We start from the raw sequence: 23,953 nt of genomic DNA, 5'->3' as shown, positions 1-23,953 counted from the left end.
ACTACATGGTAGATAGGCCGGGTGTGTAAGTGCAGTAATGCACTCAGCTGACCGGTACTAATAGGTCGAGGGCTTGACCAAATGAACAGGAAGTAGTATAGAGAAGGTCTTTAAAGCATAGTCTGATGAATATAATCCAGTCTTCTAGCGAATTGAGTATGATATGCTTGCATTGTGTAGTTTTGAGGGTACATGGTATTGTTGCCTTAATTGAATACGTTAAATAGTTGGCGAAGAAGCACATATATTGCTTTTAGCTGATTAAATTTTCTGGTAGATATTACGAGAAGGACACACCCGTTCCCATACCGAACACGGCAGTTAAGCTTCTCAGTGCCGATGATACTTGGCTGGTGACGGCCCGGGAAAGCAGGTCTCTGCCAGATTTATATCAGGCCTCCGTGCATTAAAGCACGGAGGCCTGTTTTTATAAAAAAAATGCTTGCATTAATTCAATATTTATAGTAGAATATTGAATGTTGTGACGTGGCATACGATGAAATGGGAGATTGCCATCCTGAAAACGCAGTTTTCGTAAGCGGTGGGGAACTTTCGTGGAGAATGTCCGATTCTAGAAACCGGGCGACAAGTCACTGTACATTTTGCAATATGCAGGTATATATTTTACGTGTGTATTATATTAGTAAGTACAGCCCAGGTTACGCTTTGCCCAAAAGGCTATAAATGTTCACCTGGGTTTTTATATAGCATAGTGTGAAACACCCGGCATAGTGTACAGATTAAACTTGTTGTACGTAACAAAATTAAAACGTACGAGGAGGTTTATGTATGGCAAACAAACAGAAAATCAGAATTAGGTTAAAAGCCTTTGATCATCAGGTTCTTGACCAATCAGCCGAAAAGATTGTCGAGACTGCCAAAAGGACTGGGGCAAAGGTTTCGGGGCCGGTTCCGCTTCCTACTGAAAAGGAGATAATAACGATACTGAGGGCACCGCATAAGTATAAGGATTCCAGAGAGCAATTTGAAATGAGGACTCACAAGAGGCTCATAGATATTCTCTTGCCTACGCCTAAAACTGTTGATGCTTTGATGAGATTGGATCTGCCTGCGGGTGTGGATATTGAAATCAAGCTGTAGTTTTGTAAAACAATCTATTGCAAAGTTTAAAATTAAAGTAATTAAGTAGAGGTTCAAGTTCATGGGAAGTCCTGTGAACCAATGATAAAGGGATAATGTTTGTCCCCGTACCTTATGAGGAGGGAAATAGAAATGGGCAAGTTCATACTTGGAACTAAGATAGGTATGACGCAGATATTTGGTGAAAACGGTATAGTGATACCCGTTACTGTAGTTGAGGCAGGGCCTTGCACTGTGGTTCAGAGAAAAACGGTGGATTCCGACGGATACAGCTCTGTAAAGGTTGGATTTAAGGAAGTGCCTGAGAGAAAATTGAATAAACCTGAGAAAGGGTTGTTTTCAAAAGTAAAGGTGTCACCAAGAAAATATTTAAGGGAATTCAGAGTTGAAGCCAGTGAAGTATTTGAGGTTGGACAGGAAATAAAAGTTGAGGATATGTTTCAAGAGGGAGATAAGATTGACGTAAGCGGTATCTCCAAAGGAAAAGGCTTTCAGGGTACCATTAAGAGATATGGACAAAAGGGCGGTAAAGAAACACATGGCTCCATGTACCATAGAAGAGTAGGTTCCATGAGTGCCAACACAAATCCTGCCAGGGTATTTAAAGGCAAAAAGCTGCCTGGACATATGGGTGTTGATAAAGTAACTGTTCAGAATCTTGATGTTGTAAAAGTGGATTCTGAGAGAAAGCTCTTACTTATTAAAGGCGGGGTTCCGGGACCTAAGGGCGCATTGCTGGTGATAAAGAGCACTGTTAAGTCCGGAAAGTAAATTCTGATGAAGGGAGGAAATGAAATGCCAAAATTAGATTTATATAATATGAAAGGCGAAGTAGTAGGGGATGTTGATTTAAGCGAAGGCATTTTTGGCATAGAGGTAAAGCCTAATGCCATGCATACTGTAGTAATAAATCAGCTTGCAAATAGAAGACAGGGTACCCAGTCTACAAAAACCAAGAGCGAAGTAAGAGGCGGCGGTAAAAAGCCGTGGAGACAAAAGGGTACGGGCAGGGCGAGACAGGGAAGCACACGTTCGGCACAGTGGATAAAGGGCGGAATAGTTTTAGGGCCTAAGCCGCGGAGCTATTCTTATACACTGCCTAAAAAGCTGAAGAGGCTGGCATTAAAATCAGCTTTAACCTCCAAGGTAAACGACAGCGATGTTTTGGTGCTGGATAAGCTCGGTTTTGAGGCTATAAAGACCAAGGAGATGGCAGGCGTTCTTAAAAACCTGAAGCTTGACGACAGTGTTTTGATTGTGACATCTGAAAAAAGCGATATAATTCAGAAGTCTGCAAGAAATATTCCCGGTGTAAAAACTGCTCTCGTAAATACCATAAATGTTTTTGACATTTTGAAGTATGAGAAGCTTGTCGTTACTAAGGATGCTGTTGCGAAGATAGAGGAGGTGTACGCATAATGAGAGCTCCTGAGGATATTATTAGAAAGCCATATGTTACTGAAAAGAGCAATGGCCAGATTGCCGAAGGCAAGTACACTTTTATAGTGGATTCCAAAGCCACAAAGACAGAAGTAAAGATGGCTGTAGAGAAGCTGTTTCAGGTAAAGGTTATTCAAGTGAACACAATAAATTATGATGGAAAAATAAAGAGAATGGGTGTTCATCAGGGACCCAGGCCAGATTGGAAAAAAGCTATAGTTAAGATAGATACAGATCCAAAGCCGGCAGCATATCTGACAAAAGGCGGAAAAGAAGTGATCAATAATAAGAAATACAAGACAAGTATAGAGGAGTTCGGTGTTGCACAGTAGGCAAATCTGTGAAGAATGACCCCTATATATTGGAAAAGGAGTGAGAGGAAAATGGGAATTAAAAAGTATAACCCTACTACTCCCTCAAGAAGGTTTATGACAGTTTCGACTTTTGAGGATATAACGAAAAAAGAGCCTGAGAAGTCATTGCTGCAGCCTTTAAAGAAAAAGGGAGGAAGAAATTCATACGGCAGGATAACTGTCCGTCATCAGGGCGGCGGTGCAAAGCAGAAATATAGAATAATAGATTTTAAGAGAGACAAGGATGGTATTAAATCAAAGGTTGTTGCCATAGAATATGATCCTAACAGGACTGCAAACATTGCACTTCTCCAGTATGTAGACGGAGAAAAAAGATATATTCTGGCTCCTGTAAATCTTAAGGTGGGGGACATAGTTGAGTCGGGAGAAAATGCCGATATCAAGCCGGGAAATACGCTCCAGCTTATGCATATACCTGTTGGTACTACCATCCACAATATTGAGTTAAAGCCGGGTAAGGGCGCGCAGATAGTTAGATCCGCAGGAAATTCCGCTCAGTTGATGGCTAAAGAAGGAGATTATGCGCATATAAGACTTCCTTCCGGAGAGGTAAGGCTGTTCAGAGTAAACTGCAAGGCTTCTATAGGCCAGGTAAGCAATGTGGATCATGAAAATATTTCTATAGGTAAGGCCGGCAGAAAGAGATGGATGGGTGTAAGGCCGACTGTGCGTGGTGTTGTTATGAATCCGGTTGATCATCCGCATGGAGGCGGTGAGGGTAAATCCCCTATAGGAAGGCCAAGTCCTGTTACTCCATGGGGTATGCCTACATTGGGTTATAAGACAAGGAAGAAGAAGAATAAATCGGATAAGTTTATAGTCAAGAGAAGGAATCAGAAATAGTACCTGTCTTGGTTATGGCGAAAGGAGGATTAGGAATAATGAGCAGATCGGTAAAAAAAGGTCCTTATGTGGATCCGCGTCTTCTTAAAAAAATAGAAGATATGAATAAGACAAATGAAAAAAAGGTTTTAAAGACCTGGTCCAGATCGTCAACAATTTTTCCGCAGATGGTTGGACATACACTTGCGGTTTATGACGGAAAAAAGCATGTACCTGTTTACATGACGGAGGACATGGTTGGGCATAAGCTTGGTGAGTTTGCTCCTACAAGAACATTTAAGGGACATGGACACCACACCGAAAGGTCATCTGCGTTAAAATAACAAATGCCTGCAAAAGAGCTTATTTGTGGTTGCGACAACTGTACAGTAAGCTGTCATAACAGAGATGAGGGCAATGAAAGGAGGAAATCCATTTGGAAAAGAAGGTTTTATCTAAAGAAGAGCTTCTTAAAAACAAGGATAAAATATTAGAGGCATATAACTCTGAACATAGAAGATACAACAAGCCGGCTTTGCTCACAAAGAAGGAGAAAAAAGCGCTGGGTATTGGAAAAGATGAAGGTAAGGCAATACTTAAATATGCACGTATTTCATCAAGGAAAGTAAAAATCGTTATGGATTTGATAAAGGGCAAGAATCTTGAGGAGGCATACGGAATAGTAAAGCATACTCCTAAAGCTGCTTCAGAGATTTTGTACAAGCTTCTGAAATCCGCTGAATCCAATGCCTTAAACAATAACGGACTGGACAGAGATGTGCTTTATGTATCGGAGGCTTATGCCAATCAAGGGCCTACGTTAAAAAGAATAATGCCCAGAGCACAGGGAAGGGCTAACAGGATAAGAAAAAGAACCAGCCATATTACACTGGTGCTAAAGGAAAAAAAGTAAAAGAAAAGGAGGTTGAGCAATGGGCCAAAAAGTAAATCCGCATGGGTTAAGGATAGGCATAATTAAGGATTGGGATACCAAATGGTATGCCAATGATAAAAATTTTAGCGAACTGCTGGTGGAAGACGTTAAAATAAGAAAATATATAAAGAAAAAGCTTTATATTTCAGGGATATCCAGAATTGAAATAGAAAGAGCTGCAAATAAGGTAAAGGTTAATATCAATACCGCAAAGCCGGGATTAGTAATAGGCAAGGGCGGCACGGGCATTGAGGAAATAAGAAAAGCGCTTGAAAAAATGACTCAAAAGGGTGTTCTCATTAATATTACTGAAATAAAATCGCCTGAGGTGGAAGCCCAGTTGGTTGCTGAGAACATAGCGTCGCAGCTTGAAAAAAGGATATCATTCAGAAGGGCAATGAAGCAGTCCATGACCAGGGCAATGAAGCTTGGAGCAAAGGGTATAAAGACTTGTGTTTCAGGCCGTTTGGGAGGTGCTGAGATTGCAAGGACAGAGCACTATCATGAAGGAACTATTCCTTTGCAGACATTGAGAGCTGACATAGATTATGGTTTTGCAGAAGCTGATACTACCTATGGTAAAATAGGTGTAAAGGTGTGGATTTATAAAGGAGAAGTTCTTCCGGCTGTTAAGAAGCAAAAAAGAGCGGAAGGAGGAGAAGCATAATGTTGATGCCTAAAAGAGTAAAGCGCAGGAAGGTTCAGAGGGGCAGAATGAGAGGTGTTGCGACAAGGGGAAATGTTGTCGTAAACGGAGAGTTCGGTTTGCAGGCCACTGAACCCGCTTGGATAACAAGCAATCAAATTGAGGCTGCCAGAATAGCTATGACACGTTTTATCAAAAGAGGCGGTAAGGTTTGGATAAAAATATTTCCTGATAAGCCGGTAACGAAAAAACCTGCTGAAACCCGTATGGGTAGCGGAAAGGGGTCTCCGGAGTATTGGGTAGCTGTAGTGAAACCAGGTAGAATATTATTTGAAATTGCGGGTGTTCCTGAAGAAACAGCCAGAGAAGCGTTAAGGCTTGCTATGCATAAGCTTCCTGTTAAATGTAAATTTGTAACTCGCGATCAGGAAATGGGTGGTGAAGCAAATGAAAGCTAGTGAAATCAGAGAAAAATCACAGAGTGAATTGCAAAAGGAGTTAGGTGAATTAAAATCTGAGCTTTTTAAGTTAAGATTTCAGCTTGCTACAAACCAGCTTGAAAACCCCATGAAGCTAAAGGATGTAAAGAAATCAATTGCCCGCGTAAGGACCATAATGAAGGAAAGGGAATTGAAGGGGACTTAAGGTTAGTCAGCCTGGAAGGAGGTAATCTTAAATGGAACAGAGAAATTTGCGTAAAACAAGAGTTGGCAAGGTTGTAAGCAATAAAATGGATAAAACAATTGTTGTTGCCATAGAAAACAGCGTTAAGCATCCTTTGTACGGTAAGATTGTTAAAAGGACATATAAGCTGAAAGCACATGATGAGAATAATGAGTGCCAGATAGGCGATAAGGTTAAAGTTATGGAGACTCGTCCCTTAAGTAAAGAAAAGAGATGGAGACTAGTTGAAGTTGTTGAAAAGGTGCAATAACCTTAAGAGGTAATAATCGAAAGGAGGTTTGGACATGATTCAAGTGCAGTCAAGGCTTAAGGTTGCAGATAACACAGGAGCTAAGGAAATAATGTGTATAAAGGTTCTTGGAGGCTCGTGGAGAAAATATGCAAACATAGGCGACATAATTGTTGCTTCGGTCAAAAATGCAACACCCGGTGGTGTTGTAAAAAAAGGTGACGTAGTGAAATGTGTTATTGTAAGAACCAGAAAGGGTGTCAGACGTCAAGACGGTTCATATATAAAGTTTGATGAAAATGCGGCAGTTATAATAAAGGAAGACAATAATCCCAGAGGCACACGTATTTTCGGGCCTGTTGCCAGAGAATTGAGAGATAAGGAATTTATGAAGATACTGTCTCTTGCGCCGGAAGTGTTATAGGGAAAGGGTCTTCATAAAGAAAGGAGTGGCTTAAGTGGCTAATAAGGTTCACGTTAAAAAGGGTGATATGGTTTATGTCCTTTCCGGTAAAGACAAAGGAAAAAAAGGAAAGGTACTAAAAGTTATTACTGATGAATCAATGGTTTTGATAGAAGGCGTAAATATGTCTACAAAGCATGTTAAGCCCAGAAACAGATATCAGCAGGGAGGAATAATTCATCAGGAGTCGCCTATAAACAGCGCAAAGGTTATGTTTGTTTGCGAAAGGTGCGGAACGCCTGCAAAGATAGGAAAGAGAGTACTTGATAATGGGCAGAAAGCAAGGATATGCAAGAAGTGCAACGAAGTTATTGACATTATCAAGGAAGCGAAAGATGATAAATAGGACTCTTTTTGAAAGGAGGTAGCTTTTTAAGATGGCTAGATTGAAAGACAGATACACAAGTGAGGTCATAGAGGCATTAAAGGCCAAGTTTAAATATACAAGCACCATGCAGGTTCCCAAATTGGAAAAGGTAGTTATCAATATGGGTGTAGGGGAAGTAAAAGAAAACCCCAAGGCTATGGATTCGGCAGTTAGTGATCTTACTTCAATAACAGGGCAAAAGCCTATAGTAACAAAGGCTAAAAAGTCTGTGGCAGCGTTTAAGCTCAGGCAGGGAATGAACATAGGATGCAAGGTTACTCTGCGCGGAGAAAGAATGTACGAGTTTGTAGACAAATTTTTTAATATTGCATTGCCCAAGGTTAGAGACTTCAGAGGGGTTTCAAATAATTCTTTTGATGGAAGAGGCAACTATTCTTTAGGAATAAAAGAGCAGGTTATTTTTCCTGAAATAGAATATGATAAGGTAGACAAAGTAAGAGGAATGGATATTATATTTGTTACAACAGCAAAAACAGACGAAGAAGCGAAAGAGCTTCTAAAGCTTCTCGGTATGCCGTTTAGCCGGAGTTAAGGAGGGATTTATCCGTGGCGAAGAAAGCAATGATTTTAAAACAGAAAAGACAGCCAAAGTTCACCACCAGAGCATATAACAGGTGCAAGCTGTGTGGCAGGCCCCATGCTTATATCAGAAAGTTCGGGATATGCCGTTTGTGCTTTAGGGAATTGGCTTATAAAGGCCAGATACCTGGCGTAAAGAAAGCAAGTTGGTAATAGAATTTACTGGAAGGAGGTTAGACATATGCAAATCACAGATGCAATAGCTGATATGTTGACCAGAATAAGAAATGCTAGTTCTGCAAAACACGAATCTGTAGATATACCAGCTTCTAATATGAAGAGGTCAGTCGCAAATATTTTATTAGAAGAAGGATATATAAGAGGCATAGAAGAAATTAAGGACGGTAAGCAGGGAATAATAAGAGTAAACTTGAAATATACGGCAGGTAAGCAGAATGTAATAACGGGCATTAAGAGAATCAGTAAGCCCGGATTAAGAGTGTATACCGGCAAGGATGAGATCCCTAAGGTTCTCGGAGGATTGGGTATAGCGGTTATATCCACTTCAAAGGGAGTTATGACAGATAAAAAGGCCAGATGCGAAGGTGTGGGCGGAGAAGTGCTCGCTTTCGTCTGGTAATAAATCAAGGTTTTAACGAGATTAAATTACAAAATTAATATATGCTTCTGAAAAGGGCGGCCTTTAAGACAGACTGCTCATAATTTGAAGAACTGGAGGATTACAAAATGTCTAGAATAGGTAAAATGCCTATACCTGTTCCCAAGGGAGTAGATGTAAAAATAGATCAATCCAATCTGGTAGCTGTAAAAGGGCCTAAAGGCACTTTGACAAAACAGCTTCATAAGGATATGATAATAACATTGGAAAATGGAAATATAACCGTTCAAAGGCCTTCGGAGGAGAAGATGCATAAGTCTTTGCATGGTTTGACAAGGACTCTTGTAAACAATATGGTTGTAGGAGTTACTGATGGCTTCCAGAAGGCACTTGATATTAACGGTGTTGGATATAGAGCTGCCAAGCAGGGTAAGAAGCTTGTCCTTACACTTGGATACTCGCACCCTGTAGAAATGGAAGAGCCCGCAGACATTACCATTGAGGTTCCTGCTCAAAACAAAATCATCGTAAAGGGAATTGACAAGCAGGCTGTAGGCGAGCTTGCGGCTAAAATAAGAGGCAAGCGTGAGCCTGAGGTATACAAGGGCAAGGGTATTAAGTATGAGACTGAGGTAATCAGGCGCAAGGAAGGTAAGACAGGCGGCAAAGGCAAGAAGTAGGAGGGAGTGAGAATAAATGATTAACAAGCCAAATTCAAACGAGGCAAGACTGAGAAAACATGCCAGGGTACGCAAAAAGCTGAGCGGAACTGCCGAGCGTCCGAGATTAAATGTTTTCAGGAGCTTGAATCATATGTATGCACAAATTATTGATGATACAACAGGGACTACTCTTGTTTCAGCTTCAACTATTGATCCCGCATTAAAGGGAAAATTGACGTATGGAGGAAACAAGGAGGCGGCAAAAGAGGTAGGAAAGCTTGTTGCCCAAAAGGCTCTGGATAAAGGAATAAAGAAAATTGTATATGACAGAGGCGGATATATATATCACGGCAGAGTGAAAGAGCTTGCAGAAGCTGCAAGAGAAGCCGGATTAGAATTTTAACGAAAGGAGTGAAAATATTGCAGCGTATTGATTCCAGCACATTGGATTTAAAAGAGAAGGTTGTGAATATAGGGCGTGTAACCAAGGTTGTTAAAGGTGGTAGGAATTTTCGTTTCAGCGCTCTGGTGGTGGTTGGAGACGAGAATGGTTATGTAGGGAGCGGAATGGGAAAGGCTGCTGAAATTCCCGATGCAATAAGAAAGGGAATAGAGGATGCCAAAAAGAATCTTATAAAGGTGCCTCTTGTAGAAACTACTATTCCTCATGAATCTATCGGTGAATATGGTGCAGGCAGAGTTTTGCTTAAGCCTGCAGGCGAAGGTACGGGAGTTATCGCAGGTGGTCCTGTCAGAGCTGTTCTTGAACTGGCGGGAATACATGATATAAGAACAAAGTCTCTGCGCTCAAATAACCCTATAAATATGGTTAATGCGACTATAAACGGTCTTGCACAGCTCAGGACGGCTGAAGAGATTGCAAAGCTTCGCGGTAAAACTGTAGAAGAAGTAAAGGCTTAGGAGGGCGTGTTATGGCAAAGCTAAAAATAACTCTTGTAAGGGGAATTAACAAGGCCAGAGAGAAGCAGGCGGCTACAGTCAGAGCTCTTGGCCTCAAGAAGATAAGAAGTGTTGTAGAGCACAATGATAACCCCCAAATTAGGGGTATGATAAATAAGGTTTCCCACCTGATATCGGTTGAGGAGATTCAAAAGGAGGTGTAATCCATGAAACTGTTTGAATTAAAGCCTTCAGTAGGTGCGAAAACAGAACCTAAGAGAAAAGGCAGAGGCCCGGGCTCCGGCAACGGAAAGACAGCAGGAAAAGGTCATAAGGGGCAGAATGCAAGGGCTGGCGGAGGCGTAAGGCCTGGTTTTGAAGGTGGACAGATGCCTCTTTACATGAGGATACCCAAAAGAGGATTTAATAACAAAGAATTCGCAACTGTCTATGCGGAGGTTAAGATTTCCCAATTGAATGTTTTTGAAGACAATCAGGTTGTCACTCAGGACATGATAATGGAAAAGGGAATCATAAAGAAGCTGCATGATGGGATTGTTATTTTAGGAAATGGTGAATTAACAAAGAAATTGACAGTTCAAGCTGCAAAATTCACAAAGACAGCTTCAGAAAAAATTGAGGCTGCGGGAGGAAAGGTCGAGGTGGTATAGTATGGGAGGCATGTTTGAGACACTGAGAAATGCCTGGAAAATTCCTGATTTGAGAAGGAAAATTCTGTTTACGGTGGCAATGCTTATCGTATATAGAATTGGGTCTCATATACCCGTTCCTTTTCTGGATGCAAGTGAATTTAAGAAATTGGTTGAATCCGGCGGGTCACTATTCGGTATGTTTGATATAGTAACAGGCGGTGCCTTTAAACTAGCAACTATTTTTGCAATGAGTATAACCCCATACATTAATTCATCAATTATTATGCAGCTTTTAACTGTAGCCATCCCCAAGCTTGAGCAATTGCAAAAGGAAGGGGAGGAAGGCAGAAAGATTATTGCTCAGTACGTAAGATACGGAACGGTGGTTTTAGGATTTATACAGGCAGTAGGATTGTTTATAGGCTTAGGCGGTGCTGTAGTGGGAGGAAGAAACTGGCTTACGTTTATTACCATTACTCTTACCTTTACAGCCGGAACTGCATTCCTTATGTGGCTGGGCGAGCAGATTACAGAGTATGGAATCGGAAACGGAATATCGCTTATAATCTTTGCGGGTATAGTATCCAGTGGGCCTGCAGCCGCAATGACTCTGATGAATTATTATACAGGCGGACAGCTTGGAGAGGGTGTAGTAGGCATATTGGCAATAATTGCAATAGTGCTTGTTTTCATAGCGGTAGTATCCCTTGTTATATGGGTAAATCAGGCTGAAAGAAGAATACCTGTGCAGTATGCAAAAAGAGTTGTGGGCAGGAAGGTTTATGGAGGACAGAGCACACATATTCCTATAAAGGTTAATCTGGCGGGAGTAATACCCATAATATTTGCTATGTCTATTACCATGTTTCCATCTCAGATGGTTACATTTTTTGCGCCTAACTCGACAAATTGGTTTGTTTTATGGCTTAAGAATTCAACAGACAGCATATGGTACTCATTAATATACGCACTACTTATTATGTTTTTTACATTTTTCTATACTGTTATACAGTTTAATCCAATTGAAATTGCAAATAATATGAAAAAGAATGGTGGATTCATACCGGGCATAAGACCTGGAAAGCCTACGTCAGATTATATTTCAAAGGTACTGAACAGAATAACCTGGTTTGGCGGATTGTTCCTTGCTTTGATAACAATTTTCCCTGTTATACTGGGAGCAATATTTAATATAAGCGGGTTGTTTTTTGGAGGTACGGCGCTGCTGATTCTTGTCGGAGTGGCATTGGATACTGTAAAGCAAATTGAATCTCAGATGTTGATGAGACATTACAAGGGATTCCTTGAATAGAAGAATTTAAGAGTTGATCCCTGTGTTGTTGGCTGTTGAAGTACAATAGCCAATAACTGTGGGTCTGTAAGCTAGTGTGGAGGGGTAAGGTTATGAAGATTATATTGTTGGGCGCTCCGGGAGCGGGAAAAGGTACTCAGGCTGTTGTGCTGGCTGATAAATTTGGTATTCCTCACATATCTACGGGGGATATTTTCAGAAGCAACATAAAGAATGGGACTGAGTTAGGGAAAAAGGCAAAGGAATATATTGATAAGGGACTTCTGGTTCCCGATGAGGTTACTGTGGAAATTGTTAAAGATAGAATACACCAGGCTGATTGTAAGAACGGGTTTATTTTAGATGGATTTCCTAGAACAATACCACAGGCCGAATATCTTGACAATGCTTTAAAAGAGCTGGGTATGGGCATAGATGCAGTTTTAAATATCAATGTGCCTGATGAAGACATAATAAAGAGATTGTCGGGAAGAAGAGTATGCACAGGCTGCAGCATGACTTATCACATACATTACAATGTGCCTAAGACCGAAGGGATATGCGACGTCTGCAATGCAGCTCTGATACAAAGGGATGACGACAGTGAGGAAACTGTTATCAACAGACTTAAAACATATCATTCTCAGACTGAGCCTCTCATACAATATTATACCCCGAAGGGCAAGGTTATAACAATAGAAGGAAAAGATAAAATTGAGGATACATCCAGAGAAATGTTGAGGAGATTAGGAGCATAACACCAATAAATGTAATGAGCGGTATTTAATGCTTAGTAGGAGCAGTAGAATGATTTTAGTAAAGTCAAAAAGTGAAATAGAATTAATGAAAAAATCGGGAGAGGTTCTGGCGGCAGTCCACCAAAAGGTTAAAGAGTCTGTGTGTCCGGGAATAACAACTCTTGATTTGGACAGAATTGTGGAGGAGCTCATTAAAAAAAATGGTGCTGCACCTTCCTTTAAAGGATATAAAGGTCTTCCCGGTTCTATAGATTATCCGGCAAGCATATGTGCATCGGTAAATAATGAAGTTGTGCATGGCATCCCGGGTTTAAGAGAGTTAAAAAATGGAGATATTATAAGTGTGGACATAGGCGTATATCTTAATGGGTATCATGCGGATGCCGCCAGAACTATTCCTGTGGGAAAGGTTTCCCCTGAGGCGGAAAAGCTGATTGAGGTCACGAAACAGAGCTTTTATGAGGGAATTAAAAATGCGGTGCACGGAAACAGGATAATAGATATATCCTCTGCTGTGCAGGAGTATGTTGAGAGAAACGGATTTTCAGTTGTACGTGAATATGTCGGTCATGGAATAGGGACTGAAATGCATGAGGCTCCTCAAATACCTAATTACCGCACTCGTGAAAGAGGGCCGCGGCTTCAGGCAGGAATGACGCTTGCTGTAGAGCCTATGGTAAATGCAGGTGATTATTTTGTTAAGCTGCTTGACAATAAGTGGACTGTTGTAACCGCAGACGGTAGTTTATCCGCGCATTATGAGAATACAATTGTTGTTACGCATGGAGCGCCGGAGATACTGACAGAGCTGTAATGGCACAGCGGGAGCTTTGAAAAAATAAGAGTAATGTGTAGTGCAATCTACAGAGGTGATGTTATTAGTGATTGCATTGGGAGAGGTTGTATATTCCAAGGTTGGGCGTGATGCGTCTAAGAGGTTTGTTATAGTACAGCTTGTTGACGAATCATATGTCATGATTGCTGACGGGTCTTTAAGAAGAATCGAAAGGCCTAAGAAAAAGAAGCTGAAGCATTTAAGGCTTACCGGTGAGGTTTTGGGTGCTTTAAATGAAAAGCTGAAGAATGGGATGAAAGTGACAAATTCAGATATAAGAAAAGCCTTGGCGGATGTAGATGGCAGGGAAAGTGCCATCAATGGCTGAGTACCTGTAAGGAGGTTTTAGATTTTGTCTAAGGAAGATGTAATTGAAGTAGAGGGTAAGATAATTGAAGCATTGCCAAATGCTATGTTTCAGGTGGAGCTAGATAACGGGCATAAGGTTTTGGCTCATGTGTCGGGTAAGTTAAGAATGAATTTCATAAGAATTTTACCAGGGGATAAAGTTACCATAGAATTATCTCCTTACGATTTGACTCGCGGCAGGATAACATGGAGAGCTAAGTAAAGGAGGGAAATTTGCTATGAAGGTTAAACCATCTGTTAAACCAATATGTGAAAAGTGTAAGATAATAAAAAGAAAAGGCAGAGTAATGGTTATCTGCGAAAATCCTAAGCATAAACAGAAGCAGGGATAAAAAAAATAATTGATAATTGACAATTGACAATGTATAATAATAGCATTGCCAATTTAGCCTGGCATGTAATATTATAAATAGTTAATTATCAAGCGGGTTAATTATAAGAATTTCATCGGGGAGCGGCTGCATAATGCCTTTTAAATCAATAGGTAGTTATGTCTTCTGATGATAATTTTATATACAAAATTAATAAAATGACCGACCTACAAGCGAAAAACCTGCCTTTATTGACGGGCTGGAAGTTACATGTCGGTAGGTTGCAAATCGGGTTGGCAATTGTCAATTATCAATTGTCAATTAAATTAAGCGGAGGTGCAAAGAGGATGGCTCGTATTAATGGAGTTGACTTGCCCAGAGAAAAAAGGGTAGAAATCGGGTTAACTTATATTTATGGAATAGGAAGGGCTAAATCTAATCAAATTCTCTCTAAAACTGGCATAAATCCTGACACAAGAGTAAGGGACCTGACGGATGATGAGATAAGCAGATTAAGAGAAAATATTGATAGAGATCATAAAGTTGAAGGTGACTTGAGAAGAGAGATTGCCTTAAATATCAAAAGACTTATGGAAATCGGCTGCTATAGAGGCAGAAGACATAGGATGGGGCTTCCTGTAAGGGGCCAGAAAACAAAAACCAATGCAAGGACCAGGAAGGGTCCAAAGAAGACTGTTGGAGTACAGAGAAAGAAATAGTTGAAGGAGGTTGGCTGTTAAATGGCAACTAAAACTGCTGGTGCAAAAAGGGTAACCAGAAAAAGAAGAGAGCGTAAAAATATTGAGCGTGGGGCGGCGCATATACGTTCTACGTTTAATAATACAATAGTTACTTTGACAGATACTGCGGGAAATGCTCTTTCATGGGCCAGTGCAGGCGGGCTGGGATTCAGGGGTTCAAAGAAAAGCACTCCCTTTGCTGCTCAGACGGCGGCTGAGACTGCTGCTAAATCTGCAATGGAGCATGGATTGAAAACCGTGGAGGTATACGTAAAAGGGCCTGGCGCAGGCAGAGAGGCTGCAATAAGAGCGTTGCAGGCCGCAGGACTTGAGGTCAGCCTTATAAAGGACGTTACTCCTATTCCTCATAATGGCTGCAGGCCGCCTAAGAGAAGAAGAGTGTAAAATGCAATTTTATGAATTATCGTTGGCAGCATAAAGAAGATGTTGCCGGTTATATATTAATTGCCTATTAATTTATGGAGGTGTAAAGCTTAAATGGCAAGATATACTGATGCATCATGCAGACTTTGCCGAAGAGAGGGTGAAAAGCTTTTCTTAAAAGGCGAAAGATGTTATACAAATAAGTGCTCAATTTCGAGAAGGCCTTATTCTCCCGGACAACACGGGCAGCAGAAAAAGAAGCTTTCCGAATATGGAATACAGCTCAGGGAAAAGCAGAAGGCCAGAAGGTTCTACGGGGTGCTTGAAGGGCAATTCAATAAGTACTTTGAGATGGCCGCAAGCAAAAAGGGAATTACCGGCGAGAATTTGCTTCAGATACTGGAGACCAGACTTGATAATGTAATATGCAGGCTTGGTCTTGCGACCTCCAGACCGGAGGCCAGGCAGCTTGTAAGTCATGCTCACTTTACAGTTAATAACCGCAAGGTAAATATTCCTTCTTACCTGCTGAAGGTAGGAGATGTTATTGCAGTAAAGGAAACAAGCAGAAATTCGCCCAAGACAAAGGCTGTTTCAGAAATTACAGGAAGCAAGGTTATACCCAAATGGTTGGAATTTGATGCTGACAATTTGACTGGTAAGGTGGTAGCTCTTCCTTCCAGAGAGGACATAGATTTACCATTGAAGGAACACCTTATAGTCGAGTTATATTCCAAGTAATGATTATTTTTGCTTCGTATATTTGGAACAGCAACTGAAATTTTATGAAAGCCAAAAAAAATTAGTTTTAAATAATACACGCCAGATATTGCTAATTATGAATCAGTTGCCCTCAAAACAAAAGGTTTTAAGCATTAGACAAATGCTGAAAGCTTAAGGAATAAGATTAAAAAGGGAGGGTTTTTGGTGATAGAGATAGAAAAACCTAAAATTGAGTGTGTTGCCGGAAGTGAAGATAATACCTATGGTAAATTTGTTATAGAGCCTCTTGAGAGAGGATACGGCACGACTCTTGGAAATTCGCTCAGAAGAATTCTTTTGTCGTCTTTACCTGGAGTTGCGGTCACTTCTATAAAAATTGACGGAGTGCTTCACGAGTTTTCCACCATACCTGGGGTGGTTGAGGATGTAACTGAAATTATTCTCAATATTAAGGGATTATCCTTAAAAATGCATAGTGAAGGCCAGAAGATTGTTTATATTGATGCCGACGGTGAAGGGCCGGTTACGGCGGGAGATATAAAGGCCGATGCAGATGTTGAGATTTTAAATCCGGATATGCATATTGCAACCTTAAATGGGGAGCATAGGCTTTACATGGAATTAACCTTGAACAAGGGCAGGGGATATGTATCTGCTGAAAAGAACAAGCAGGCGGGACAGCCTATAGGAATCATTCCTGTAGACTCCATATATACGCCGGCTAAAAAGGTTAATTATATGGTTGAAAATACGCGTGTAGGCCAGGTTACGGATTATGACAGGCTTACGTTGGAGATTTGGACCGATGGAAGCATTAAGCCTGATGAGGCTATAAGCCTTGGGGCAAAAGTTTTAAATGAGCACCTTAATCTATTCATTGATTTATCGGATCATGCCAAGCATACTGAGATAATGGTAGAGAAGGAAGAAACGAAAAAAGAAAAAGTGCTTGAGATGACTATAGAGGAGCTTGACCTTTCAGTCAGGTCTTATAACTGCTTAAAGAGAGCGGGAATAAATACTGTTGAGGATTTAACCAACAGGACTGAGGAAGATATGATGAAGGTTAGAAATCTCGGAAGAAAATCTCTTGAGGAGGTACTCCAGAAAATGCAAGCTCTGGGGCTGTCTCTTGCTCCCAGTGAGGAGTAGAATTAAAGATAAAGGAGGGTATGGCAATGGCACTGCAAAGAAAGCTGGGACGTGCTACCGACCAAAGGAAAGCTATTTTAAAGGGCCTTGTAACATCACTGTTTAAAACAGGTAAAATACAGACTACCGAAGCCAGAGCTAAAGAAGTCAAAAATATTGCTGAGAAGCTGATTGCGACGGCTGTTAAAGAGTTAGATAGCTTTACTTCCAAGCAGGTGAAGGTAACTACCGCAAAGCTGGATAGCGATGGTAAAAAAATCACAAAAACTGCTACTTCCAAAAACGGCAGGAAGTATGAGGTGGTAGACAGGGAAGAGAAAACCGATATGATAACGGTTGACAGTGCTTCCAGACTTCACGCCAGAAGGCAGATAATGAACTGGGTTTACAGGGTTCACGATGAAGAAGGAAAGGCAATAAATATCGTTGACAAAATTTTTGATGAGATAGCCCCTAAGTACAAAGAAAAGAATGGCGGCTACACCAGAATATACAAGCTTGGTCCCAGAAGAGGAGATGCAGCAGAGGTTGTAATATTGGAGCTTGTGTAAGGGCATAAGTCAGCTATAAAATTATGATGGGATTAAGATGACATTATAAAGGAGCTCTAATAAAACAAGCTTCTTAATGTAATGCTGTGCTTAATCCCTAATTTTATATTTTAAACGGAGAATTTATGGACAATGATATTATTAGGGCTGAAAGCGTAAGCTATGTATATAAATCCAGAACCGACAAGGATGACGACCTTAAGGCGCTGTCAAATGTAAATATCAATATAGAAAAAGGGCAGTTTGTTGTTGTATTAGGCCGCAACGGCTCCGGCAAGTCCACTCTTTCGAGACTGATGAACGCACTTTTGCTGCCGACAGAGGGGGTAGTGTATGTTGCTGGGCTTGATACCCGAGATGAAAACGCCCTATGGGAAATAAGAAGATCTGCCGGAATGGTTTTTCAAAATCCTGACAACCAAATAGTTGGAACCGTTGTAGAAGAGGATGTAGCTTTTGGACCTGAAAACATAGGGGTACCTCCTGAGGAAATCAGGGAGCGTGTGGACCAAAGCCTTAAAAGCGTAGGACTTTTTGAATACAGGGATAACGCTCCTCACCTTTTGTCAGGAGGACAGAAGCAAAAGGTGGCTATAGCGGGAGTTCTTGCTATGAAGCCGGAGTGTATTATTTTTGACGAGGCAACCTCTATGCTTGATCCTGTGGGAAGAAAAGAGGTTATGCACACCATAAAGAGCCTGAATAAGGATGACAAAATAACTATTATTCATATAACTCATCACATGGATGAGGCTGCTCTTTCCGATAGAGTCATTGTAATTGAAGAGGGCAGTATCATTATGGACGATACTCCCAAAAGGGTTTTTTCGGAGGTAGAGAATATTAAATCGGCGGGCCTTGACGTGCCTCAGGTGACAGAGCTGTTCAATGAGCTAAATAAGGAAGGCTGCAAGCTTCCCGATGATATTTTGACTGTGGAGGAAGCATTTGATATATTGAGAAAAGAGCTTTTGACCAAATAGGGGAATTTTTACGAAATGGGATATTAGGAGGCAATCATGCCAATAACGGCAGATGACGTAACATATACATATATGAAGGGCAGTCCCTTTGAGAAGGACGCACTGAAGAATGTCAGCTTAGAAATTAAGGACGGTGAATTCCTTGCCATAATAGGACATACCGGTTCGGGGAAATCAACCCTTGTACAGCATTTTAACGGGCTTATTAAGCCTTCTGCGGGGAAGGTATGCATTAATGGCATTGATACCCGGGGAAAGGAATTAAAAGAGCTGAGAAGGCACGTTGGGATGGTATTTCAATATCCTGAGCATCAATTGTTTGAAGAAACGGTTTATAAGGATATTGCTTTTGGTCTGGAAAAGCAGGGCTTTACGGAAGGTGAAATCGAAAAGCTGGTTAAGGAGGCTGTCTCAACCGTGGGTATCGACCTTTCAATTCTTGATAAGTCACCATTTGAGCTGTCAGGGGGACAAAAGCGCAGAGTTGCTATAGCCGGAGTAGTTGCAATGAAGCCCTCGATACTGATATTGGACGAACCCACTGCAGGGCTTGATCCGCAAGGGAGGGATGAGGTTTTTCAATTCATATCTCGTATGCACAGGCAGCTTAATATAACCATTATTTTAGTTTCCCATAGCATGGAGGATGTCGCAAGGCTGGCTCAAAGAATAATTGTAATGAGTGATGGTAAAATACACATGCAGGGAAGCGCCGGCGAAATATTTAGGGATGTTGCTGAATTAGAGAAAATTGGCCTTTCCGCACCGCAAATCACACACCTTATGAAAAAGCTCAAGGCGGTAGTTCCTTATTTAAATGACAATATATTTACGGTACAGGAGGCCAAAAGAGAAATATTAAGGTATTTGAAAAAATAGCGATTGGGAGAAATTACATGCTGAAGGATATTACATTGGGGCAATATATTTCTGGGCACTCGTTTTTGCACAGAGCCGATGCAAGAGCAAAAATAGTTTCTACTCTTGCCTATATGGTTATAATAATACTGGTCAATTCATACCTATGTTTTGCAATTACAGCAATATTTACACTGCTTGTTATAGTAGCTTCAGGCATACCGCTTCGATATACGCTTAAAGGATTAAAGCCGATTATGCTTATAATAGTGTTTACTGCTGCGATTAACATTTTTACTACTAAGGGTACAGTTATGTTTGAATGGAGATTTATACACATAACATATGAAGGACTGGATATTACAGCGAAGATGGCAATAAGGTTATCCTTGCTGATTATTACTACATCTCTGCTGACACTTTCCACAACACCTATATTGCTGACAGATGCTCTTGAAAATCTAATGGGCCCTTTAAAAAAGATAGGGATGCCGGTACATGAAATAGCTATGATGATGACCATAGCTTTAAGATTTATACCTGCCCTGCTGGAAGAGACAGACAAAATTATGAAGGCTCAAGCCGCCAGAGGTGCGGATTTTGACACGGGAAATCTTGTTCAGAGAGCCAAAAGCTTTATACCTGTATTGGTGCCTTTATTTATAAGTGCGTTCAGAAGGGCGGAGGAGCTGGCCGTTGCCATGGAGGCAAGATGCTACAGGGGAAGTGAAGGCAGAACAAGAATGAAGCAATTAAAAATGACAGGAAGGGATTACAAAATACTCCTTGCCATGGGAATATTTGCCGCAGGAGTTCTATGGCTGCAATACAGGTAAAAAGCCTTTAAAAAATACAAGCACTCTATTTTTGTTTTATTAATATGTAAACTATTCTTTTATACGAGGGATCAGAACCTTAACTACGTCGGTTATCAGACTGGTCTCATATTTGGAACACTTATCCAGCAAATACGAAAGCTCACTTGCGGGCTTATCCGTATTTGGCAAATCCACACCTTTAATAAGGTAATCAAGAGATGAGTGAAGGCATTCGGATATTCTGCAGATGGTGTCCACACTAAATCTCTTTTCACCGCGTTCAATCTGACCAACATAATTTACCGACAAATCAATAATTTCTGCAAACTTTTCTCTCGAAAGGTTTAGGGCCTTTCTTTCGGTGCGCACTCTTACTCCAATTTTCTTATAATCCAGATCCATTGAAAATACCTCCTGCAAATACTTTACTGGTATAGCGTACAATTAAAAACAATATATAGGGTTCAATTAAATATACACCATAAGGCTATATTATAATTATCTTAAAGATCAAAGAAGGCTTTTACTTCATGTGAGGAAGTATGACTCTAACTACATCAGTTATAAGAGCGGTTTCATATGTAGAGCATTTTTCCAGAAGGTAAGAAAGCTCACCGTCGCTCTTTTCCTTGCTGCGCAAATCTATACCTTTAATAAGATAGTCAAGCGAGGAATGGAGACAGGAGGATATCTTAACAATTGTTTCAACACTGAATTTCTTTTCACCCCGTTCTATCTGTCCTACATAATTCACTGAAAGCTCGATCATTTCTGCAAATTTTTCACGCGAAATTTTTAATGCGGTTCTTTCTTTTCTTATTCTTAAACCGATTTCCCTATAATCAACATCCATAGAAAATACCTCCTTGCAAATACTTTACAGTTAATATATAAAATTAAAAATAATATATAAGGTTAATAATATTATCTACCAAAAGAGTAAATATAAATAAAATTATGGTGTAAAATATGGATATTTGCTGAATTATGGAATAAAAGAGCATGGTGGAAAAAAGTATAAAAAACGAAAATTTTATTTATAAGAAATTTGTGGAATTATTACTTTGCCAAAAATAAATAGATTATGTCTACTTGTCGACCTTGATTTAGGCCCAAAAATATAGTATTTTATATATACATAGGTATTATATATTATAAAATTATATAAGAACAGCTTTATAAAACGCAGGACATTAAGTTTAGGGGGTTAATTATGTATTATATAGGAATTGACTTAGGCGGCACAAATATTGCAGTGGGCCTTACGGACAAAAATGGAGGTATTATCTGCAAGGATAGTGTACCAACTCTGAGAGAAAGAGAATATGCGGAAATTATTAAGGACATGGCAATGCTTACGCTTAAGGTAATAAAGGATGCGGGAAAGAGCTTGGATGAGGTGAAAAGCATAGGTATAGGAAGCCCGGGTACTCCTGACAATGAAAACGGAATACTTATATATTCAAACAATCTGAGGTTCAGGAATGCGCCTGTGAGATCTGAAATGCAAAAATATATAGACTTGCCTGTATACCTAGATAATGATGCTAATGTCGCAGCTCTTGCAGAGAGCGTTGCAGGTGCGGCAAAGGGATTTCGCCACTCTGCCACGGTAACTCTGGGAACGGGTGTGGGCAGCGGAATAATTATAGACGGAAAGGTATACAGTGGCTTCAATAACGCAGCCTCAGAGCTTGGACATACTGTTATAGTAAGTGACGGCGAGCCTTGCACATGTGGAAGAAAGGGCTGCTGGGAGGCATATGCCTCGGCTACCGCATTGATCAGGCAAACTAAAGAGGCTGCTGCCCATAACCCTGAATCTGCCATAAATAAGATTGTGAATGGCGACCTGTCCAAGATAGATGCAAAAACCTCATTTGATGCCGCGAGACAAGGGGATGAAACGGGAAGCAGAGTTGTGAGCCAGTATATAAAGTATGTAGGGGAAGGCATAGTCAATGTTATAAATGCGTTTCAGCCGGAAATACTTGCAATAGGAGGCGGAGTGTGCAAGGAGGGAGAATATCTCTTAAAGCCTTTAAGGGAATTTGTGGATAAGGCTGTCTACAGCCGGGATGTGGCACAGACTCAGATAAGGGTTGCACAAATGGGCAATGATGCGGGTATAGTAGGAGCGGCTATGCTGGGGAAATGACAACCTTTAAGGAGGGGTATTCTTTTTTTAGGCAGCGGGTTAAGGGTTATTATTTGATAAGTTAAGCTATTGCGGCGGGGAATTCTCCCCGCCTGTTATTATGTCCGGGGATGGGAGGGGCTTTGATGCGCAATATCAAGCTTATAATAGAGTATGACGGAACGAGTTATCATGGCTGGCAGAGCCAGATAAATGCTGTGGCAATACAGGATGTAGTTAAAGAGGCAATTAAAAGGCTGACAGGTGAAGCTGTCGATTTGACGGGCTCAAGCAGAACCGATGCAGGGGTTCACGCGTATGGACAGACAGCAAACTTTTTTACTGAATCTGCTATACCGGCAGATAAATTTTCCCGTGCCTTAAACAGCATTTTGCCTGAGGATATAGTTATAAGGGAATCCTGTGAGGCAAGCCGCGATTTTCATTCGAGATATGCGGCAAAGGGCAAGAGGTACAGGTATATTGTGTATAATTCACCGTCGCGCAGCGCACTTATGAGGAACAGAGCTTTTCATGTGCCGCAAAGGCTGGATATGGAGCTTATGGAAAAAGCGGCGGGGCATTTCATAGGAAAGCATAATTTTTCTGCATTCAGAGCGAGTGACAGCAGTGTAACAACAACTATCCGGACTATTACTCATGCCTGTCTTATAAAAAGAGAGGAAATAATAGAGTTTAATATAGAGGGGGATGGCTTTCTCTATAATATGGTAAGAATTATTTCGGGGACACTTGTGGAAGTGGGGATGGGAAGAGTACTGCATAGCGACATACCGGGAATAATTGAGTCGGGAGACAGGAGAAGAGCTGGAAGAACGGCGCCTCCTCAAGGCTTGTACCTTATGAAGGTATTTTATTAGCAATAATAAAAATGAAATGAAACAGGATTATACGCGAGATAATGATATTATTGTGTTTAAAAAAGAGAGATAGCAGGAGATAAATTAAAATTACAGCAAAATTCACTTGACAGGATTAATATATGTGTATTACAATATTATAGCGGCTGAAAATCGGCCTGTTTTAGAGAAGATAATTTAATCTCCATGCAAGTCCGTTAAGCTTTGTAAAAAGCAGTAGAAGCTTCACGGAGATTTGATATAAATTCTCATAAATATATAACCAGTAGTTTTAAGGAGGGTAAGAAATAAATGAAATCTTTTATGGCAAAGGCCGAAGAGGTTGAAAGAAAATGGTATGTTGTTGATGCTGAGGGCAAGGTTTTAGGACGTTTGGCAAGTGAAGTTGCCAGCATACTCAGGGGTAAAAACAAGCCTATTTATACTCCCCATGTTGATACGGGAGATTTTGTGATAGTGCTCAATGCGGACAAGGTTGTACTTACCGGGAAAAAATTGGAGCAAAAAATGTATAGACGCCATTCCGGATATCCAGGTGGAATGAAGGAAATAAAGTACAGGCATTTCATGGAGAAAACTCCTGAGAGAGCTGTAGAACTGGCGATAAAGGGTATGCTTCCAAAGAACAGCCTTGGAAGAGCAATGTTTAAAAAGCTTAAGGTGTATAAGGGCAGCCAGCATGAGCATGCTGCACAAAAGCCTGAAGTTCTCGAAATCAATATTTAATG

The 23,953-nt window shown here is 40.7% G+C and carries 39 protein-coding genes, 2 rRNA genes and 1 pseudogene; 40 read left to right on the top strand and 2 right to left on the bottom strand.

Annotation, left to right across the window (positions count from 1 at the left end; all coding sequences use genetic code 11):
* The 37 genes and pseudogenes from DFR58_RS16010 to DFR58_RS15825 all read left to right on the top strand — a co-directional run.
* Positions 1-81: ribosomal RNA gene (locus tag DFR58_RS16010) — 23S ribosomal RNA — on the top strand; the annotation flags it as partial.
* Positions 82-269: 188 nt separating this feature from the next.
* A 5S ribosomal RNA gene (rrf, locus tag DFR58_RS16005) occupies positions 270-386 on the top strand.
* A 403-nt stretch (positions 387-789) separates the two neighbouring features.
* Positions 790-1,101 (top strand): 30S ribosomal protein S10, encoded by a 312-nt coding sequence (gene rpsJ / locus DFR58_RS15995; protein ID WP_038289980.1) that lies wholly within the window; start codon positions 790-792, stop codon positions 1,099-1,101.
* Between the two features lie 132 nt (positions 1,102-1,233).
* The gene (rplC, locus tag DFR58_RS15990) at positions 1,234-1,872 is read left to right on the top strand and encodes a 50S ribosomal protein L3 (protein WP_114298857.1); all 639 of its coding nucleotides are present in this window, start codon (positions 1,234-1,236) and stop codon (positions 1,870-1,872) included.
* Between the two features lie 24 nt (positions 1,873-1,896).
* Positions 1,897-2,520 carry a 50S ribosomal protein L4 gene (gene rplD, locus DFR58_RS15985; protein ID WP_114298856.1) on the top strand — a complete coding sequence of 208 codons (624 nt, stop codon included), beginning with the start codon at positions 1,897-1,899 and terminating at the stop codon, positions 2,518-2,520.
* Positions 2,520-2,783, top strand: a pseudogene (gene rplW / locus DFR58_RS15980) (50S ribosomal protein L23); the annotation flags it as partial. The gene rplD and the pseudogene rplW, both read left to right, overlap by 1 nt.
* Before the next feature lie 141 nt (positions 2,784-2,924).
* A complete protein-coding gene (gene rplB / locus DFR58_RS15975) occupies positions 2,925-3,758 on the top strand; it encodes a 50S ribosomal protein L2 (RefSeq protein ID WP_114298854.1) in 834 nt (277 codons plus the stop codon).
* 38 nt (positions 3,759-3,796) lie between these two features.
* Positions 3,797-4,081 carry a 30S ribosomal protein S19 gene (rpsS, locus tag DFR58_RS15970; RefSeq protein ID WP_114298853.1) on the top strand — a complete coding sequence of 95 codons (285 nt, stop codon included), beginning with the start codon at positions 3,797-3,799 and terminating at the stop codon, positions 4,079-4,081.
* A gap of 224 nt (positions 4,082-4,305) precedes the next feature.
* Positions 4,306-4,650 carry a 50S ribosomal protein L22 gene (gene rplV / locus DFR58_RS15965; RefSeq protein WP_479722749.1) on the top strand — a complete coding sequence of 115 codons (345 nt, stop codon included), beginning with the start codon at positions 4,306-4,308 and terminating at the stop codon, positions 4,648-4,650.
* A gap of 19 nt (positions 4,651-4,669) precedes the next feature.
* Positions 4,670-5,338, top strand: a complete 669-nt coding sequence (rpsC, locus tag DFR58_RS15960) for a 30S ribosomal protein S3 (RefSeq protein WP_114298851.1) — start codon at positions 4,670-4,672, stop codon at positions 5,336-5,338.
* Positions 5,338-5,775, top strand: coding sequence for a 50S ribosomal protein L16 (rplP, locus tag DFR58_RS15955; RefSeq protein ID WP_114298850.1), 438 nt, complete (start codon positions 5,338-5,340; stop codon positions 5,773-5,775). Before rpsC ends, rplP begins: the two co-directional genes overlap by 1 nt.
* Positions 5,765-5,962, top strand: coding sequence for a 50S ribosomal protein L29 (gene rpmC / locus DFR58_RS15950; protein WP_114298849.1), 198 nt, complete (start codon positions 5,765-5,767; stop codon positions 5,960-5,962). Before rplP ends, rpmC begins: the two co-directional genes overlap by 11 nt.
* Before the next feature lie 31 nt (positions 5,963-5,993).
* Positions 5,994-6,251 carry a 30S ribosomal protein S17 gene (gene rpsQ / locus DFR58_RS15945; protein WP_114298848.1) on the top strand — a complete coding sequence of 86 codons (258 nt, stop codon included), beginning with the start codon at positions 5,994-5,996 and terminating at the stop codon, positions 6,249-6,251.
* A gap of 34 nt (positions 6,252-6,285) precedes the next feature.
* Positions 6,286-6,654 (top strand): 50S ribosomal protein L14, encoded by a 369-nt coding sequence (gene rplN / locus DFR58_RS15940; RefSeq protein WP_114298847.1) that lies wholly within the window; start codon positions 6,286-6,288, stop codon positions 6,652-6,654.
* Between the two features lie 34 nt (positions 6,655-6,688).
* Positions 6,689-7,039, top strand: a complete 351-nt coding sequence (gene rplX, locus DFR58_RS15935; RefSeq protein ID WP_114298846.1) for a 50S ribosomal protein L24 — start codon at positions 6,689-6,691, stop codon at positions 7,037-7,039.
* 31 nt (positions 7,040-7,070) lie between these two features.
* A complete protein-coding gene (gene rplE, locus DFR58_RS15930; RefSeq protein ID WP_114298845.1) occupies positions 7,071-7,613 on the top strand; it encodes a 50S ribosomal protein L5 in 543 nt (180 codons plus the stop codon).
* Between the two features lie 14 nt (positions 7,614-7,627).
* Complete coding sequence (locus tag DFR58_RS15925; RefSeq protein ID WP_114298844.1) at positions 7,628-7,813, top strand: type Z 30S ribosomal protein S14; 186 nt, start codon at positions 7,628-7,630, stop codon at positions 7,811-7,813.
* Positions 7,814-7,841: 28 nt separating this feature from the next.
* Positions 7,842-8,240, top strand: coding sequence for a 30S ribosomal protein S8 (gene rpsH, locus DFR58_RS15920; RefSeq protein ID WP_114298843.1), 399 nt, complete (start codon positions 7,842-7,844; stop codon positions 8,238-8,240).
* A 107-nt stretch (positions 8,241-8,347) separates the two neighbouring features.
* Positions 8,348-8,899: a 50S ribosomal protein L6 gene (gene rplF, locus DFR58_RS15915; protein WP_114298842.1), complete on the top strand. Its 552-nt coding sequence runs from the start codon at positions 8,348-8,350 to the stop codon at positions 8,897-8,899.
* 16 nt (positions 8,900-8,915) lie between these two features.
* Entirely contained in the window at positions 8,916-9,284 is a 369-nt protein-coding gene (gene rplR, locus DFR58_RS15910) for a 50S ribosomal protein L18 (RefSeq protein WP_114298841.1), read from the top strand.
* 17 nt (positions 9,285-9,301) lie between these two features.
* Complete coding sequence (gene rpsE, locus DFR58_RS15905) at positions 9,302-9,802, top strand: 30S ribosomal protein S5 (protein WP_114298840.1); 501 nt, start codon at positions 9,302-9,304, stop codon at positions 9,800-9,802.
* Positions 9,803-9,813: 11 nt separating this feature from the next.
* Positions 9,814-10,005, top strand: coding sequence for a 50S ribosomal protein L30 (gene rpmD, locus DFR58_RS15900; protein WP_114298839.1), 192 nt, complete (start codon positions 9,814-9,816; stop codon positions 10,003-10,005).
* Positions 10,006-10,008: 3 nt separating this feature from the next.
* Positions 10,009-10,452, top strand: a complete 444-nt coding sequence (gene rplO, locus DFR58_RS15895) for a 50S ribosomal protein L15 (protein ID WP_114298838.1) — start codon at positions 10,009-10,011, stop codon at positions 10,450-10,452.
* A gap of 1 nt (position 10,453) precedes the next feature.
* Positions 10,454-11,746, top strand: coding sequence for a preprotein translocase subunit SecY (gene secY / locus DFR58_RS15890; protein WP_114298837.1), 1,293 nt, complete (start codon positions 10,454-10,456; stop codon positions 11,744-11,746).
* A gap of 92 nt (positions 11,747-11,838) precedes the next feature.
* Positions 11,839-12,483: an adenylate kinase gene (locus DFR58_RS15885; protein ID WP_114298836.1), complete on the top strand. Its 645-nt coding sequence runs from the start codon at positions 11,839-11,841 to the stop codon at positions 12,481-12,483.
* Positions 12,484-12,532: 49 nt separating this feature from the next.
* Positions 12,533-13,297 (top strand): type I methionyl aminopeptidase, encoded by a 765-nt coding sequence (gene map, locus DFR58_RS15880; RefSeq protein WP_114298835.1) that lies wholly within the window; start codon positions 12,533-12,535, stop codon positions 13,295-13,297.
* Between the two features lie 40 nt (positions 13,298-13,337).
* Positions 13,338-13,646, top strand: coding sequence for an RNA-binding protein (locus tag DFR58_RS15875; protein WP_479722748.1), 309 nt, complete (start codon positions 13,338-13,340; stop codon positions 13,644-13,646).
* Positions 13,647-13,670: 24 nt separating this feature from the next.
* A complete protein-coding gene (gene infA, locus DFR58_RS15870) occupies positions 13,671-13,889 on the top strand; it encodes a translation initiation factor IF-1 (RefSeq protein ID WP_114298834.1) in 219 nt (72 codons plus the stop codon).
* 16 nt (positions 13,890-13,905) lie between these two features.
* Positions 13,906-14,019 carry a 50S ribosomal protein L36 gene (gene rpmJ / locus DFR58_RS15865; RefSeq protein ID WP_110463203.1) on the top strand — a complete coding sequence of 38 codons (114 nt, stop codon included), beginning with the start codon at positions 13,906-13,908 and terminating at the stop codon, positions 14,017-14,019.
* Positions 14,020-14,345: 326 nt separating this feature from the next.
* Positions 14,346-14,717 carry a 30S ribosomal protein S13 gene (rpsM, locus tag DFR58_RS15860; RefSeq protein WP_114298833.1) on the top strand — a complete coding sequence of 124 codons (372 nt, stop codon included), beginning with the start codon at positions 14,346-14,348 and terminating at the stop codon, positions 14,715-14,717.
* A 21-nt stretch (positions 14,718-14,738) separates the two neighbouring features.
* On the top strand, positions 14,739-15,143 hold the full coding sequence (rpsK, locus tag DFR58_RS15855) for a 30S ribosomal protein S11 (protein WP_114298832.1): 405 nt from the start codon (positions 14,739-14,741) through the stop codon (positions 15,141-15,143).
* Between the two features lie 93 nt (positions 15,144-15,236).
* Complete coding sequence (rpsD, locus tag DFR58_RS15850; protein WP_114298831.1) at positions 15,237-15,863, top strand: 30S ribosomal protein S4; 627 nt, start codon at positions 15,237-15,239, stop codon at positions 15,861-15,863.
* 186 nt (positions 15,864-16,049) lie between these two features.
* Complete coding sequence (locus DFR58_RS15845) at positions 16,050-16,997, top strand: DNA-directed RNA polymerase subunit alpha (RefSeq protein WP_114298830.1); 948 nt, start codon at positions 16,050-16,052, stop codon at positions 16,995-16,997.
* A gap of 26 nt (positions 16,998-17,023) precedes the next feature.
* The gene (rplQ, locus tag DFR58_RS15840) at positions 17,024-17,548 is read left to right on the top strand and encodes a 50S ribosomal protein L17 (RefSeq protein ID WP_114298829.1); all 525 of its coding nucleotides are present in this window, start codon (positions 17,024-17,026) and stop codon (positions 17,546-17,548) included.
* 125 nt (positions 17,549-17,673) lie between these two features.
* Positions 17,674-18,531: an energy-coupling factor transporter ATPase gene (locus tag DFR58_RS15835; RefSeq protein ID WP_114298828.1), complete on the top strand. Its 858-nt coding sequence runs from the start codon at positions 17,674-17,676 to the stop codon at positions 18,529-18,531.
* 36 nt (positions 18,532-18,567) lie between these two features.
* Complete coding sequence (locus tag DFR58_RS15830) at positions 18,568-19,410, top strand: energy-coupling factor transporter ATPase (RefSeq protein WP_114298827.1); 843 nt, start codon at positions 18,568-18,570, stop codon at positions 19,408-19,410.
* A gap of 17 nt (positions 19,411-19,427) precedes the next feature.
* Positions 19,428-20,225, top strand: a complete 798-nt coding sequence (locus tag DFR58_RS15825; RefSeq protein ID WP_114298826.1) for an energy-coupling factor transporter transmembrane component T family protein — start codon at positions 19,428-19,430, stop codon at positions 20,223-20,225.
* 51 nt (positions 20,226-20,276) lie between these two features.
* Here the strand turns inward: DFR58_RS15825 and DFR58_RS15820 are convergent, their stop codons facing one another.
* Positions 20,277-20,609 carry a helix-turn-helix domain-containing protein gene (locus DFR58_RS15820; RefSeq protein WP_114298825.1) on the bottom strand — a complete coding sequence of 111 codons (333 nt, stop codon included), beginning with the start codon at positions 20,607-20,609 and terminating at the stop codon, positions 20,277-20,279.
* Positions 20,610-20,730: 121 nt separating this feature from the next.
* A complete protein-coding gene (locus DFR58_RS15815) occupies positions 20,731-21,060 on the bottom strand; it encodes a helix-turn-helix domain-containing protein (protein WP_114298824.1) in 330 nt (109 codons plus the stop codon).
* A gap of 360 nt (positions 21,061-21,420) precedes the next feature.
* Between DFR58_RS15815 and DFR58_RS15810 the strand changes: the two genes are divergently transcribed.
* The 3 genes from DFR58_RS15810 (at position 21,421) to rplM (ending at position 23,951) form a co-directional block, all read left to right on the top strand.
* Positions 21,421-22,365 carry an ROK family protein gene (locus tag DFR58_RS15810; protein WP_114298823.1) on the top strand — a complete coding sequence of 315 codons (945 nt, stop codon included), beginning with the start codon at positions 21,421-21,423 and terminating at the stop codon, positions 22,363-22,365.
* A gap of 125 nt (positions 22,366-22,490) precedes the next feature.
* Positions 22,491-23,225, top strand: a complete 735-nt coding sequence (truA, locus tag DFR58_RS15805) for a tRNA pseudouridine(38-40) synthase TruA (RefSeq protein WP_114298822.1) — start codon at positions 22,491-22,493, stop codon at positions 23,223-23,225.
* A gap of 291 nt (positions 23,226-23,516) precedes the next feature.
* The gene (gene rplM / locus DFR58_RS15800; RefSeq protein ID WP_114298821.1) at positions 23,517-23,951 is read left to right on the top strand and encodes a 50S ribosomal protein L13; all 435 of its coding nucleotides are present in this window, start codon (positions 23,517-23,519) and stop codon (positions 23,949-23,951) included.
* The last annotated feature ends 2 nt before the right edge of the window (positions 23,952-23,953 follow it).

Source organism: Anaerobacterium chartisolvens (assembly GCF_003337415.1).
GTDB classification, from domain to species: domain Bacteria; phylum Bacillota; class Clostridia; order Acetivibrionales; family DSM-27016; genus Anaerobacterium; species Anaerobacterium chartisolvens.
The sequence above is the reverse complement of the archived record's forward strand: the minus strand, read 5'-3'. Positions and strand labels throughout refer to the sequence as shown.